This is a genomic window from Halobacterium sp. KA-4, from assembly GCF_021028995.1.
GTDB lineage: Archaea > Halobacteriota > Halobacteria > Halobacteriales > Halobacteriaceae > Halobacterium.
In genome coordinates this window covers 48256-61508 of the sequence record NZ_JAJJZG010000009.1, presented here as the reverse complement: position 1 = coordinate 61508, position 13253 = coordinate 48256, and the positions used below count along the sequence as shown (strand labels likewise).

General features: G+C 66.5%; 14 protein-coding genes and 1 pseudogene. 6 read left to right on the top strand and 9 right to left on the bottom strand.

The genetic code is table 11. The annotated features are described in order from the left end of the window. Positions 1-5 precede the first annotated feature (5 nt). Together LPA44_RS10485 and LPA44_RS10480 are read right to left on the bottom strand one after the other, a co-directional pair. Positions 6-1424, bottom strand: coding sequence for a transposase (locus tag LPA44_RS10485; protein WP_230889531.1), 1419 nt, complete (start codon positions 1422-1424; stop codon positions 6-8). A gap of 131 nt (positions 1425-1555) precedes the next feature. After that, complete coding sequence (locus LPA44_RS10480; RefSeq protein WP_230889530.1) at positions 1556-2524, bottom strand: phytoene/squalene synthase family protein; 969 nt, start codon at positions 2522-2524, stop codon at positions 1556-1558. Between the two features lie 161 nt (positions 2525-2685). Here LPA44_RS10480 and LPA44_RS10475 point away from each other — a divergent pair, with 161 nt between their 5' ends. Next, positions 2686-3165, top strand: coding sequence for a hypothetical protein (locus LPA44_RS10475; protein ID WP_230889529.1), 480 nt, complete (start codon positions 2686-2688; stop codon positions 3163-3165). Here the strand turns inward: LPA44_RS10475 and LPA44_RS10470 are convergent, their stop codons facing one another. The 3 genes from LPA44_RS10470 to LPA44_RS10460 form a co-directional block, all read right to left on the bottom strand. After that, the gene (locus LPA44_RS10470; protein WP_230889528.1) at positions 3166-3534 is read right to left on the bottom strand and encodes a hypothetical protein; all 369 of its coding nucleotides are present in this window, start codon (positions 3532-3534) and stop codon (positions 3166-3168) included. A 36-nt stretch (positions 3535-3570) separates the two neighbouring features. Further along, on the bottom strand, positions 3571-5196 hold the full coding sequence (locus LPA44_RS10465; RefSeq protein WP_230889527.1) for a GTPBP1 family GTP-binding protein: 1626 nt from the start codon (positions 5194-5196) through the stop codon (positions 3571-3573). A gap of 71 nt (positions 5197-5267) precedes the next feature. Next, the gene (locus tag LPA44_RS10460) at positions 5268-5780 is read right to left on the bottom strand and encodes a J domain-containing protein (protein WP_230889526.1); all 513 of its coding nucleotides are present in this window, start codon (positions 5778-5780) and stop codon (positions 5268-5270) included. 77 nt (positions 5781-5857) lie between these two features. Here LPA44_RS10460 and LPA44_RS10455 point away from each other — a divergent pair, with 77 nt between their 5' ends. After that, entirely contained in the window at positions 5858-6028 is a 171-nt protein-coding gene (locus LPA44_RS10455) for a hypothetical protein (protein WP_230889525.1), read from the top strand. On the opposite strand, the gene pyrF is transcribed toward LPA44_RS10455, so the two are convergent. Further along, positions 6029-6832: an orotidine-5'-phosphate decarboxylase gene (gene pyrF, locus LPA44_RS10450; RefSeq protein ID WP_230889524.1), complete on the bottom strand. Its 804-nt coding sequence runs from the start codon at positions 6830-6832 to the stop codon at positions 6029-6031. Between the two features lie 88 nt (positions 6833-6920). Here pyrF and LPA44_RS10445 point away from each other — a divergent pair, with 88 nt between their 5' ends. Beyond that, entirely contained in the window at positions 6921-7358 is a 438-nt protein-coding gene (locus LPA44_RS10445; RefSeq protein ID WP_230889523.1) for a hypothetical protein, read from the top strand. Here the strand turns inward: LPA44_RS10445 and LPA44_RS10440 are convergent. Continuing rightward, positions 7355-7732: a hypothetical protein gene (locus tag LPA44_RS10440; RefSeq protein WP_230889522.1), complete on the bottom strand. Its 378-nt coding sequence runs from the start codon at positions 7730-7732 to the stop codon at positions 7355-7357. The two genes, LPA44_RS10445 and LPA44_RS10440, sit on opposite strands and share 4 nt — an antisense overlap. A gap of 1 nt (position 7733) precedes the next feature. Then, entirely contained in the window at positions 7734-8180 is a 447-nt protein-coding gene (locus tag LPA44_RS10435; protein ID WP_230889521.1) for a DUF2240 family protein, read from the bottom strand. Between the two features lie 527 nt (positions 8181-8707). Here LPA44_RS10435 and LPA44_RS10430 point away from each other — a divergent pair. From LPA44_RS10430 to LPA44_RS10420, 3 genes and pseudogenes are all read left to right on the top strand, one after another. Further along, positions 8708-8971 (top strand): annotated as a pseudogene (locus tag LPA44_RS10430) (RNA-guided endonuclease TnpB family protein); the annotation flags it as partial. 109 nt (positions 8972-9080) lie between these two features. Next, positions 9081-9452, top strand: coding sequence for a 30S ribosomal protein S8e (locus tag LPA44_RS10425; protein WP_230889520.1), 372 nt, complete (start codon positions 9081-9083; stop codon positions 9450-9452). Positions 9453-9611: 159 nt separating this feature from the next. After that, a complete protein-coding gene (locus LPA44_RS10420) occupies positions 9612-10541 on the top strand; it encodes a DMT family transporter (RefSeq protein ID WP_230889519.1) in 930 nt (309 codons plus the stop codon). Between the two features lie 479 nt (positions 10542-11020). On the opposite strand, the gene LPA44_RS10415 is transcribed toward LPA44_RS10420, so the two are convergent. Beyond that, complete coding sequence (locus tag LPA44_RS10415) at positions 11021-13246, bottom strand: CDC48 family AAA ATPase (protein WP_230889518.1); 2226 nt, start codon at positions 13244-13246, stop codon at positions 11021-11023. Between the last annotated feature and the right edge of the window lie 7 nt (positions 13247-13253).

Below are 13253 nucleotides of genomic sequence, written 5' to 3'. Positions count from 1 at the left end.
GTTGATTACCCCGGCTGTGAACTTACGGGTTCGCTGACGCTGGTTTGGTTACGTGGACGCGACTGTTCCCGGAAACTGGCGGGTGTCCAGTTGTGTCCGTTCCACTCCCAGTACGCCCCGTCAAGCTCCCCAGCGGGGGAGTTGTTGGGTGTGTCCCTCGGGCGTTCAGCCGCGAGGGCAGCAGGCCGAGCCATCGACCCAACCACAGACTGCAACAGATTCCACGCCCCAGCCACGTCCGCATGCGCGTCCAACCCGCACTCGTGGCACCTGAAGTCGTCACCGCTTCGACTCACATCCTTCGAGCCGCATTCGGGACAGAGACTGCTTGAATCCTCCTCGCTCACCGATTCAACTGTAATGCCGACATCCCCGAACGTGAGCTCGATGCGGTCGAGGAGTTGCCCGTGACTCCAGAACGCGTGTGTCTTCTCGTTGACTGACGCACTCCAGTGCACGTCAAGCACGTCGGTGAGATCCCCGACGTACACCGTGGTGATGTTCCGTTCCAGCAGCCATTCGGCGGCGTGCTTGACGGCAGCATCCCGAGCGTGGTCGCGTTTCCGCCCACGTTCGTCGTATCGGCGTTGAATCCGCCAGCTCGTATACTGACCGTCCGGGAGATTGGACTGCAATTTGGCGATCTGCTTGGAGTGCCGGTGGAACTTTTCGAATAGCGGACGAGCGTGATAGACGGCGGTGTCACCTTGGGAGGTAACGATGGTGAGAGTGTTGTTTGCGCCGACGTCGATGGCTGCTGAGTGCGTCGTGTTCTCCGCTTGGAGTGTATGAGTATATGCGTCCAGTCGCTGGTCTCGTACTCGGTCTGGCTGTATGCGAACTGGATGCGTGACACGAAGCGTATCGGCAGCCTCGTCGTAGACGAGTTCCAACCGCGAATCGTCACCATCCCACTGTGGATTCCCGTGGACTTCGAGCGTGAGGCGTTCCTGATAGTCGAAGTCGTAGCGGTCCTCAAGGACGTCGCCGACGCCGAACTCCAGCGTACTCCGATCCTCGTCCCAGTCGAGGGTGTAGAGGTCGTTGCGAACGAGGCCGTGCAGTTCGTAGCCATCGTCGCGATTCCCCCAGTATCCGGGCGGACTGGGTTTCTCGGTGACGGCCGGGTCGTCGCTGTGGTAGGTGTCGAGCAGTCCGAAAAACGACCGCCACGCTTCGGAGTTTTTCCGGGTGAGTTGCTGGCAGGCGGCTTTGCCGAGGATGGGTGCGTACTCATCGTAGAGGTCGTCGTAGTCGACATTCCAGACGTCTTCGTTTTCGGTGAAGTAGGCGTGGCGGCGTCGATACGTGAGTTGATTCCACAACGGCGCGTGCGCAGACAACCAATCGAACAAGCACTGCCGATACCGGTCGCTGACCGGCTCTGCGGTGTACTCGTTGGTGCGTTGTGGTCGCCCGCTCACATCGACACTAGTGATGGGTGAATTGTGTAAGCGTTTGGATTACGGGATGGCGTTGTCTGGTGGTTTGCGTAGTGTTGTGTCGGCTTCCTCCCACGGCTGAAGCCATGGGCTTTCGCCTCGAAATCCTGTAACTACGGCGCGGGGTGGGGGTCGCCGTGGCCGCGCCGGTGGTCGCTCGACGACGCGATGCAGCTCACGCGGTAGAACACGTACTCGGGGTCCTCGTAGAACGCCCACAGCGTCCGCGTCTTCGCCAGCAGCCAGAGCTTCCGCGTCGTCGAGAGGCTCGGCGTCTCCGTGAGCACGTCGTAGTTCCGGCGCCGAATCTCGCGGTGGTGGTCGGCGTACAGCACCGCCGACAGCAACACCGCGAATTGGCAGTCCTCGGGTAGGTACTTGATGCCCGCGACTCCCTCCCGGTACTTCGTCTCCGTGCGCGCCAACTCCGCGCGCATCGCGTCCCGGAACCCCGTCGTCACTTCGGCGCGGCGCAACTGTTCGACGGTGACGCCGTGCTCGCGCCGCGTCTCTCCGGGGAGGTAGACGCGGTCGTAGTCGTCGACGTCCTCCTTGACGTCCCGCAGGAAGTTGCTCAACTGGAACGCCTCCGCGAGCGCCGCCGCGTGCGGAGCCGCCACCTCCGGGTCCTCGACCTCCATGATGGCGACCATCATGTTCCCGACCGCGACCGCCGAGCCTCGCATGTACGCCTCTAGGTCCTCATGAGTGTCATATCGCGTCTGTTCGAGGTCGGTCAGCATCGCGTCCACGAACGTGTCCACGTCCTCGTCGGGGACGTCGTAGCGCTCGGCGAGTTCGGCGAACGCCGCTAGCACCTCCGCCGTCTCTTCGTCGAGGCGCGACCCGTCTACGTCCTCGCCGAGTGCCGCCGCGCGAATCGCCTCCAGTTCCGCGCGCTGGGCGGCTGGGTCGCGGTCCGCGGTCGTGTCCACGACGTCGTCGGCGACGCGGAAGAACGCGTACAGGACGTACGTCGCGTGGCGCACGCGCTCGGGGAGGAGCCGCGTCGCCAGGTGGAACGTCTTGCCCGTCCGCTGCTGTATCGCCTTGCTCGTCGATATCTGGGTGCTGTCGACCATTTGTTGGGGGCCAGATGCGGCACTCCGGCGCGTGCAGCTCCCGGCTGTGCTATCCCTATGTTAGGTGTGAACAATCAAAAAACACGGTGGCAGGAGCGACCTCCGCCGCCTCTTGACGCGACGTCGCCGAACTCAAGGCCGTCCGCGCCCGAGCCACCGGTATGCAGCGCAAACCCGTCCCGCCCGCGCCGGCGTCGCTGACCCGCGTCCGCGAGGTTCGCGACGCGGTGCCGCTGGTCCCCGAGCCCGAGGACGACTGCTGTCGGCGGCTCGTCGAGCGCGCGGACGTCCACGACCGCGGGGAGGCGTCGGCGTGGCTCGTCTTCCTGAGCGCGCTCGGTGCCGTCGAGGAGGCCGACCTCGGGTATGCGCGGGTGCGTGACGACCTCGACCGCGACGCGCTCGCCGGCAACTTCCGCGAGAACGTCTTCCTCGCGCCCGAAGTGCTGGACGCGCTCGGCGACGACTTCCAGTCCGCGGCCGCAATCTTCGAAGCCGTCCGCGAGCGCGTGCCACGCTGGGAGCGCACGAAACGACAGGACTGGGAGGGGTTCTGGACCGAGCGCGTCGAGCGCCGCCTCGACTGGGCCGTCCTGCTTGGTCTCGCCGAGCGTACTGACGGAGAATACCGCGCGGACTGATTACTCGGTGAAGTCGCGGCTGCGCGCGTAGAACGCGACCTGTCCGGCGAGCACACCTAGCGCCGCGACGGCCGCGGCCGCTATCGGGCCGTCGTAGCCGTTCGAGAGCGCGAGGTACGCCGCGACGAGGCCGACGACGAGCGTCGACCCGGCGGCGATTGTGCCATCCACGACCTGCTCGGTGCTGGACTTCGCGGCGTCGTAGGCGTCGCGGTCGAGGCGCGCGCTCGTCCGGACCAGCGACGGCGTCCCCGCCGCCAGCCCGACCGCGAGCGCGTACGGCGTCGCCACGTACAACGAGAGGCCACCAGTGACGGTGGCGGCTGCGACGACGCCGACGAGAAATTCGAGGGTACGGCGACTGACCATGAACGGACTTCGAAATCCGGCACCGAGAACGTTCCGTTAGTCGGAGACGCTGGTCACCGTGCCGACGCCCTTGCTCGCGCCCTCGCGGAAGACGAACCGCTGCCCCTCCTCGACGAGGTACGGCCGGAACTTGAACCGGACACTCGTCTCCCCCGTGTCGCCCGGAAGCAACTGGCCGTTCGTCGGCTCGAAGCGCGCAGCCTCCCCGATAGTCTCGAGGTGGACGACGGGCTCGTAGCCCGCGTCGATTCGCGTGGGGTGGTTCAACACCATCACCTCGGCCTCGAACTCCTTGACGGGACTGGGCTTGGCGTCCGCCGGCAGCAGCACCATCCCACGCTCGACGGCCGCCTCGCTAACGCCCTTCAGGGCAATGCCAACGATGCGACCGGCCTGCGCCTGGTCCACGCGGTGGTAGTGCATCTCGATGGACCGCACCTCCACCTCGCGGAAGTCGCCGTTCGGGAACGGCCCCAGTAGGAGTTCGTCGCCCGCCTCCACGGTGCCGGACTTCACGGTGCCAGAGGCGACTGCACCGACGCCCGTAACCTCGTACGAACGGTCGATGTACATCCGGAACGGCCCGCTCGCGGCGGTCGTCTTCGGGAGCCGCCCGAAGCACTCGTCGAGGACGTCCAGGCCCTCCATCGTCACCGCGCTCGTGCGCACGATGGGGACGACGTTGTCCCCGATTTCGTCGATGGCGGCGTCAACCCCGTGGCGGTCCACCGGGAGCGGGGTGCGGCCCGCGTTCCGGAGCAGGCGCTCGACCTCGCGCTCGACCTCGGCGACGCGGTCGTCGTCCACGAGGTCGGTCTTCGTGACGGCGACGATGGTCGGCAGGTCCGTCGCCAGCAGTACGCCGATGTGCTCGCGGGTCGTCTTCGTCGGCCCGTCGTCGGCGGCGACTGTCAACAGCCCGTAGTCGAGTTTCTGCCCGACCAAGCCCCGAATCGTCGTCGAGAGCCACGGCTCGTGGCCGACGGTGTCCACGAACGACACCACGCGGTCGGCGTTCTCCACGACGGCCGCGCGCTCGTCCTTCCGGTGGGGGTTGCGCACGCGCATCGGCCCGTCCTCGTCGAAGCCGTAGACACCGTAAGAGAGGTCCGCCGAGAGTCCGCGCTCGACCTCGTGTGGCTGCACGTCGAGGAAGCCGCGAGTGTCACCGTCGCCGTCGTCGGAGTCCCCCGTGACGAGGCTGCCGACGAGCGTCGACTTCCCGTGGTCGACGTGGCCCGCCGTCCCAACGATGATGTGGTCGTCGTCGGGTGCCAGCGACGCGCCGTCCCGGACGACCGCGACGCCGACGATACCCTCTTCGGCGTCGCCGTCCCCGTCGCGGACGCTGTCGACACTCCACGTCTGGACGTCCGCGATGTGCGCGCCGGCCTCCTCGGCGAGCAGGCTCAGCACGTCCATCGTCTCGGAGAACGTCTCCGGGGGCACCCCCGCGAGGCCGCCGTCGTCGGTGACGCCGAGGACGTACTCCGCCTCGCCGTCGCCGGAGAGCACGCGGTGCCGCAGCTGCGCGGCGAGACTCTCCATGCGGCCGTCGGCGAGGTGCACGTCGCGGCTGAACCGTTCCTTGAATTCGACGCTGCCGCCCTCCTCTTCGCCGCGGTCGAGCGCGCGAACGAGGCGGGCACGGTCACGGCCCATGCCAGCGGGTTAGGGGGAAGCGAATAAAAGCCTTCCCCGGGTATCGGTCCGGAGACGTACGGAGACGCCGATTAGTCGTCTTTCAGTCGCTCGTAGGCCTCGTTGACGCGCGCGAACTCGGCCTCGTCGCCGCCCCGGTCGGGGTGGAGTTCCCGCGCCTTCTCGCGGTACGCCGCCCGCACCGCCTCGGCGCTCGCGCCGGGTTCGACGCCGAGCACGCGGTAGTCCTCGCGGCGCGGCCCGCTCGCCGCTGCTCCGCCCGCGGTCTGTCGCTGGCTCGTCCGCCCGGCCCCCGCACGTCCTCGGTTACGTTCGCGGCTCCGCCCACTCGCCCGGCCCTGGTGTTGGCGGGCTTGTTGGCGTTGCTCGCGTTCGTACTGCTCGCGGGAGACGCGGCGCTTGCGGAACGCCAACTCCGCGAGTCGGCCCGACGCGTGCAGGTAGAACACGCCGCCGGCGAGCGCGAACGGCACTGCGACGCCGAGCGCGACCGGGCTGTACACGACGCCCAGAATCCCGAACACGACGCCGAGCATGCCGAACGTGCCCGCCAGCCCCCAGACGATGCTCGTGTCGGTCCTCACGGTTACGCGCCAGTTCGTCGCGCGGACGTAAAGGCTGTTGGCCCACACTCTTGGGGTTCGGCGCCGAACGCGACGACATGAGCGTTACCGGCCTCTGCCAGATTTGCGAGAGCGAGCAAGCACAGTTCACCTGCGACCGGTGTGGCGCGCTCGTCTGCCAGGCCCACTACGACCCCCCGACAGGCTACTGCACAGAGTGCGCCGCCGAGGTTCGTGGCGGCCCCGGCTCCGGCCCGGGACCGCGCTGACTATCGGTGCTCGTTCAGGCGTTTCTTCAGCCGGCGCGCCGCCTCGCCCGCAGCACGCGCCCACTCGGGCGAGTCTTCGCCGGCGAAGATGATGCCGCGCGTGGAGTTCACGAGCCCGACGCCCTCGTCGTTCAGCCCGTACTGGACCGCGGCCTCCGCGTCGCCGCCCTGCGCGCCCACGCCCGGCACGAGGAACGGGAGTTCGGGCACGCGGTCGCGTAGTTCCTCCAACTCTTCGGGCGCGGTCGCGCCGACGACGAGGCCGATGTTGTCGTACTCGTCGTTCCAGCCCGCGGCGCGCTCGGCGACGTGCTCGTAGAGCCGGCGGTCGTACGCCGCGAGTTCGAGGTGTTGGAAGTCCATCCCGCCCGGGTTCGACGTCCGGCAGAGCACGAACACGCCCGCCTCCTCCTGGGAGAGGAACGGCTGAAGCGCGTCCTCGCCGAGGTAGGGGTTGACCGTGATGGCGTCCGCGTACTCCAGCACGTCGGCGTACTGGCGGGCCGTATTCCCGATGTCAGCGCGCTTGGCGTCCAGCAGCACGGGGACGTCCTTCCCGTGGGCGTACGCGACCGTCTCGCGGAGCGCGCGCCAGCCGTCCGCGTCCTCGTAGAACGCCGCGTTCGGCTTGAACACGGCCGCGTGCTCGTGAGTCGCGTCGATGATGCGGCGGTTGAACGCCCACCGCGGCAGGTCATGGTCGCGCACCTCTTCAGGGAGCCGGTCGAGGTCCGGGTCGAGGCCGACGCTGACCACGGTGTCGGCGTCCTCGATACGCGCCGCGAGGTCGTCGAAGAAGTTCATACGTCGCCGTCCCGGCAGACCGGCAAAAGCGATTCGCTTTCCGGGAATCGTAACAAGACACTTGTCGGACCCCTCACAGGGTCTACGCGTGCCCTCCGCTCGCTCCGTCGTCCGCGTCCTCCTCGCGGTGCTCGGCGTCGCGCTCGTCGCGCTCGGCGTCGCCATCGGCGTGCCGGCGCTCGGCCAAGAGGGGTTCCCGGTCGGCCTCGCCATCGGGCTCGCAGTCCTCCTGTTCGCCATCGGTGGCGCCGCGCTCGGTGCCGCAGCGCTACTCTCCGGGCGCGGCCTCCGGACCGCACAGCGCGCCGGCCTCAAACTCGCGGGCGTGCTCGCCGTGCTCGCGTTCGTCCTGCCCGCGACCGGGATGTTCGTCGTCCCCGAACTCCTCTACGACCAGTTTGGTGTCGCCGCCCCCGCAGCCGCAGTGATGGGCTGGCTGTACCTCTCGCTGGGCGCGCTCGCCGTCGCGGTGCTCGTGGCGCTCTGGCGCGCCGCCGAACTCGCGTACGCCGCGGTGACCGACTAAGTCGCTCCCGCCGCCGCGCCAAGCACGTCCAGCGCGCGCTTGACTTCCGCACCCGTGGTCACGAACACGAGCAGCCGCGGCGGCTGCCCGCCGACCGGCCGCGCCCGCAGGTCGCCGTCCTCGGCCTTCCGCTCGGCGGCTTCGAGCCCATCGTACAACTCCACTCGCGCCCGGTCGGGCTGCACGTAGACGCTCGCCAGCCGCTCGCCGTCGCGTTCGACGTCGTAGGCGCGCACGCCGTCCGTCGTCGGCTCCACGTCCGGGTCCGCGTTCGTCACCGCGAGCGCGTCGTACGGCGCGTTCTCGTGACCGGTCACTTCACTCGACAACAGTTCCGCCAATCGTTTACCGTCAGTCTCGGTGTTCTCGACCATCTTAGCCCTCCAATTCGCTGCGTGCTTTCGCCGCCACGTCGTCCACGTCGACGCCCTGCCGACGCGCGTACACGACCGCCGCCGCGTCCGCCGTCACCCCGAGTTCCTGCTGGAGTTGGTTCACCGCGGCGACCGTCTCCTGTCGATCGTGACCCGCATCGACCACAGCGTCGAGCGCGCGCTCAAACGCCGACCGCTCCTGGAACAGCGATGCATCCGGTGCGAAGTTGTCGGGAATCTCGACGTCCTCGGGGTCAAACTGGGCGACGAGCTCGCCGTCCGCGTGTTTGACGAGGCCCTCGCCGGTCGCGACATCCAGCAGGAGCTTGGCCTGATCGGGACTCATCCAGTCGCGGTCCAGCGACAACGCCACCACGAACGCCTGTTCAGGTATCCTGCGCTTGCCCTTCTGTTTGAACGGCGCGGCGACCGCAACCCGGAGGCTCATGGGAACTGAGACGGCGGCGACGCGGGTAAAACCCGCTATCTTGGTACAACGAGAGAATCCCCGCCGTTTACGGCGGGCGTGAATCGCGTAAGCTCAGGTGAGAAACTACCACGTTACTGCTGGTCTTGAGTCTCCAACGCTTCTAGACCGGTTTCTAACACCTCTGTATAGGCTTCTGAAAGTTCCAGGTCGTTCACTTCTGCGTAATCTTTCAGACGACCGTGCAAGCCGTGCGAAATGTCTATAGCTGGCCTCATTGGTGCTCCCCGTATTTCTCATAACAATTCTCGGCGTGGTGTGGGTTTTCGTCCTCACACCCTGGACAGACGAACAGGTAGCTTTCCGGTTCTGTGTCATGCTTTTCTTTGAAACGTTCACGGGCCGCCTCTTGGTCCTCGAATAATCCAATCATATCAACTGTCATCCAGTCGTCGCTGGTCCGACCACAGATGTAGCAAGTCAATGGCGTTTCAGTCGTCATGTCTAATAAGACTTATTTGACTTACAGACGTAAAAAGAGCTGTGGCATGAAGCGTACCAACACGTTTGCCGTTCGACCGCTCTCTGACGACGGGGAGCAAGTGCTACGGGACCTGTTGGACGCTTCTGCCGCGCTCTGGAACGAGATCAATTACCAGCGCCTCATGCGCTACAACAACGAAGACGGCTTCGACGGCGACGTCTGGGACGCCGATACAGGCCGCCTCGAAGGCAAGTACAAAGGTGTTCTCGGCGCTTCGACCGCCCAAACTGTCCGGCGAACAAACACCGAAGCCTGGCGCGAATTCTTCAATCGGCATAGCCGAGACCCCACCGGGGAAACCGCGCCGTTCACGGCGCGGAGGATGTCATTCCCGTCCAACCGAGCCTTTCAAGTACGTCCTGCGCCACTTCCCGGGTATGCAATACCAAGGCCGCTCCAAGCGCTCGAAGACCGGCGCGCGACTCCGTCCCCAGAGCAAGAAGAAGAAGTCCAAGACCGGCCGCTCGCCCACGGAGACGACCGTCGGCGAACAGCGCTTCCGCACCGTCGACGCGCGCGGCGACAACGAGAAGGTCCGCGCACTCTCCACGAACGTCGCCAACGTCGCCACCGACGACGGTGCCGTCCGCGCCACCATCAAGGACGTCGTCGAGAACGGCGCGAACCCGAACTACGCCCGCCGGAACATCATCACGAAGGGCGCCATCATCGAGACGGACGCCGGCCGCGCCCGCGTCACCTCCCGTCCCGGCCAGGACGGTCAGGTCAACGCGGTCCTCGTCGAATAACGCCCGACTTCTCTCTCCGTCTTCTCGCACCGAGCAGCGGCTGCTGAACGTGACCGGGCCGGCGGCCCCGCGTGCCGTCGTTCCGGTTCAGCCGCACTTATCCTTGGCCGCGTCGTATCACGACCACACTCGAATGTCTGCCGCACGCACTCCGTCGCCATGAACGCCGCTCGCTACCTGCACGCGGGGCTGTTCGTCCTGCTCGCTATCCTGTGGGGGTTCTCGTTCGTCGCCATCAAGACCGGGCTGGACGCGCTCCCGCCGGTGTTCTTCGCCGCGCTCCGGTTCGACGTCGCCGTCCCCCTCCTGTTGGTGTTCATCGCGTGGCGCTACGACACGTGGGTCCCGCAGAGCCGCGCCGACTACGCCGGCATTACCGTCGGCGCGGTCGCGCTCATCGCCGGGAACAACGGCTTCCTCTTCCTCGGCCAGCAGGCGATAACGCCGGCCGCCGCCTCGGTGATGTACGGCCTGAACCCGCTGCTCGCACCCGCGTTCGCGTTCTTCCTCCTCGACCAGCGCCTCGACGCGGTCAGCCTCCTCGGCATCGCCGTCGGACTGGTCGGCGTCGCCATCATCGTCCAGCCGTCCCCGGAGACACTCACATCCGGGTCGACAATCGGCCAGCTGCTCGTGCTCGCCGCGGCGGCCTCGGTCGCGCTCGGCAGCGTGCTTCTGCGGCGCGTGGACGCCACTCTCGACAGCATTCCGCTGACCGCGTGGGCGATGGCGCTCGGCGCGTTCCTCCTCCACGTGGTGAGCGTCGGCATCGGCGAGTCGGCGGCCGCCGCCGTCATCACGACGCCAATCCTCTACGCGGTGCTCGTCTTGGGCGTCCTCTCAACGGCCGTCGCCTACCCCATCTTCTTCATCCTCATCCGGAGAATCGGCCCGGTCCGCACGAATCTTGTCGCGTACGCCGTCCCCATCTTCGCCGCCATCACGGCGTGGATTCTGTTCGGAGAAGGCGTCACCCCCTCGACTGCCGTCGGCTTCCTCGTCGTCGTCACTGGCGTCGCGGTGCTCGAACGACAGGTCGTCAGGGAGGAACTCGGCCGCGTCTACCAGCGGGTCAGCCACGCAGCGTAGCTGTGCCGCAGCTGGTGTGAAGCATACGTGCGGCTTCGCCGCACGTTTCCTTCGCGAGCGAACGAAGTGAGCGCAGGGAGTTTTTATCGTCCTTCCTCGCTCCGCTTGGAAGGGCTCGGGAGAGCTTCGCTTTTTAAGCAGAGGGAGAATCTGTCGGAGTATCAGGCGGATTTGAACGCAGCAGCGAACATAACCAATCGGCTAAATCCGTGGGGAGAGAGCCTGCCCGTGAAATTGGTGGGCGATGACTCGCCGTGGAGCGGGCGCCAGTGGCAGGCCCACGAAGACACGTTATCGAGTGAGGAACTCCCGTCTGAGAAGCGGGCTTCCGATGACAAGGGTTCATCTAGCCCGCCAACGGAGGGGGCGGGGGCGAACCCGGAGACCGGTGACGTGAACACGTCTTGAAACCTCAATCCCAGCCAATCTGGGTATTCCACCCGTGGTGGAAGCCCCGCCCTAAAGGGCGGGCGAGGATGTCACTGGAACCCGATGTGACCACCGCTCTCGCGGCGGGTTTCGGGGTTCTGACTGCCTTTGAATTGTTCTTCGACGCGGTCGTAGTAGTCCATGAGGTCTTCCGTGACGGTGGGGCGGACGTCCTCCATGCCGCGGCGGAAGTGACGCATCTCGACTTCTTCGGCGTCTTCGTCCTCGCGGAGCGCTTCGATGGCGGCTTCGCGGGTGATGTTCGCGAGGTCGCTGCCGACGTAGCCGTCAGTGACCTCGGCGAGTTCGCGGAGGCTGACGTCGGGTGCGAGCGGGATGTCCTGGGTGTGGATTTTCAGAATCTGCTCGCGGCCCTCGACGTCGGGCTGTCCGACTTGGACGAGGCGGTCGAAGCGCCCCGAGCGGATGAGCGCGGGGTCGATGATGTCGGGGCGGTTGGTCGCAGCGATGACCATCACCTCCTCCATCTCTTCGAGGCCGTCCAGTTCCGTGAGCAGTTGGTTGACGACACGCTCGGAGACGTTGTTTCCGACTTCCTGGCCGCGGCCGGGCGCGAGGCTGTCGAGCTCGTCGAAGAAGATGACCGTCGGGGAGACCTGGCGGGCCTTCCGGAACGTCTGTCGGATTGCCTTCTCGGACTCGCCGACCCACTTCGAGAGCAGCTGGGGGCCGCGGACGCTGATGAAGTTGGCGTTGGTCTCGTTGGCGACGGCTTTCGCCATCAGCGTCTTCCCGGTGCCCGGCGGCCCGTAGAGGAGCACGCCGGCGGGCGGGTCGATGCCCATGCGGGTGAACTTCTCGGGCTGGTTGAGCGGCCACTCGACGGCCTCCTTGATGTCGTTTTTCGCTTCGTCGAGGCCGCCGACGTCGTCCCACGAGAGCTTCGGGAGTTCGACGAGGACCTCCCGCATCGCGGAGGGTTCGACCTCGTTGAGCGCGCCCTTGAAGTCGTTGCGCTTGACGATCATGCGGTCGATGAGGCTCGGCGGGATGTCCTCCTCGTCGAGGTCGATTTCGGGGAGGTAGCGCCGGAGCGCGCGCATCGCGGCCTCCTTGGTGAGGCTCTCGATGTCCGCGCCGACGAAGCCGTGAGTGTCGTCGGCCAGCGACGAGAGGTTCACGTCGTCGCTGAGGGGCATGCCGCGGGTGTGAATCTTCAGAATCTCCTCGCGGCCGACCTCGTCGGGGACGCCGATTTCGATTTCGCGGTCGAAGCGGCCGGGGCGGCGGAGCGCGGGGTCGACGGCGTCGACGCGGTTGGTCGCCGCGATGACGATGACTTGGCCGCGGCCTTCGAGGCCGTCCATCATCGTCAGCAGTTGGGCGACGACGCGGCGCTCGACTTCGCCCGTGACGTCCTCGCGCTTGGGCGCGATAGAGTCCAGTTCGTCGATGAAGATAATCGACGGCGAGTCGTCTTTGGCGTCCTCGAATATCTCCCGGAGTTGCTGTTCGGACTCGCCGTAGTACTTGGAGATAATCTCGGGGCCGGCGATGGAGAAGAAACTCGCCGACGTCTCGTTGGCGACGGCCTTCGCGAGCAGCGTCTTCCCGGTGCCCGGCGGCCCGTGAAGCAACACCCCCTGTGGTGGCTCGATGCCGAGCTTCTGGAAAATCTGGGGATGTTTCATCGGGAGTTCGACCATCTCCCGGACGCGCTGAATCTCACTCTCGAGGCCGCCGATGTCTTCGTAGGTGATGCCGCCGCCCGTGCGCTCGAAGCCGCTGATGGGCTCCTCGCGGAGTTCGACGTCCGTGTCCTCTGTGATGAGGCAGACGCCCTCCGGCTCGGTCTCGACGGCGATGAGCGGGATGGCCTGCCCCGGCGAGCGCATGAACGGGTGGTTTGTGCTCGACATCACCGGCACGATGTCGCGGGAGACGACGGGGCGCTTGAGAATCTGGCGTTTGACCATGCCGGCGGCGTCGCTGCCGAACTGGACGCTGGCGTCCTCTGGCGGCGCGAGCACGAGCCGGTCGGCCTTCTGGGCGTCGGCCTTGCGGATCTTCACGCGTTCGCCGATGCCGACGTCGGCGTTCTGCCGAGTGAACCCGTCGATGCGGATGGTGTCGGTGTTCCAGTCCTGCCGGTCGGCGCGCCAGACCTTCGCGGCGGTCGTCTCGGCACCCTCGATCTCGATGATGTCTCCCGGACTGAGCTTCAGGTGCAGGAGCGTGTCGGGGTCGAGGCGAGCGATACCCCTGCCCGAGTCGTTCGGGTAGGCTTTCGCCACCTCAAGTTGGACTTCGTTCATGATTGGA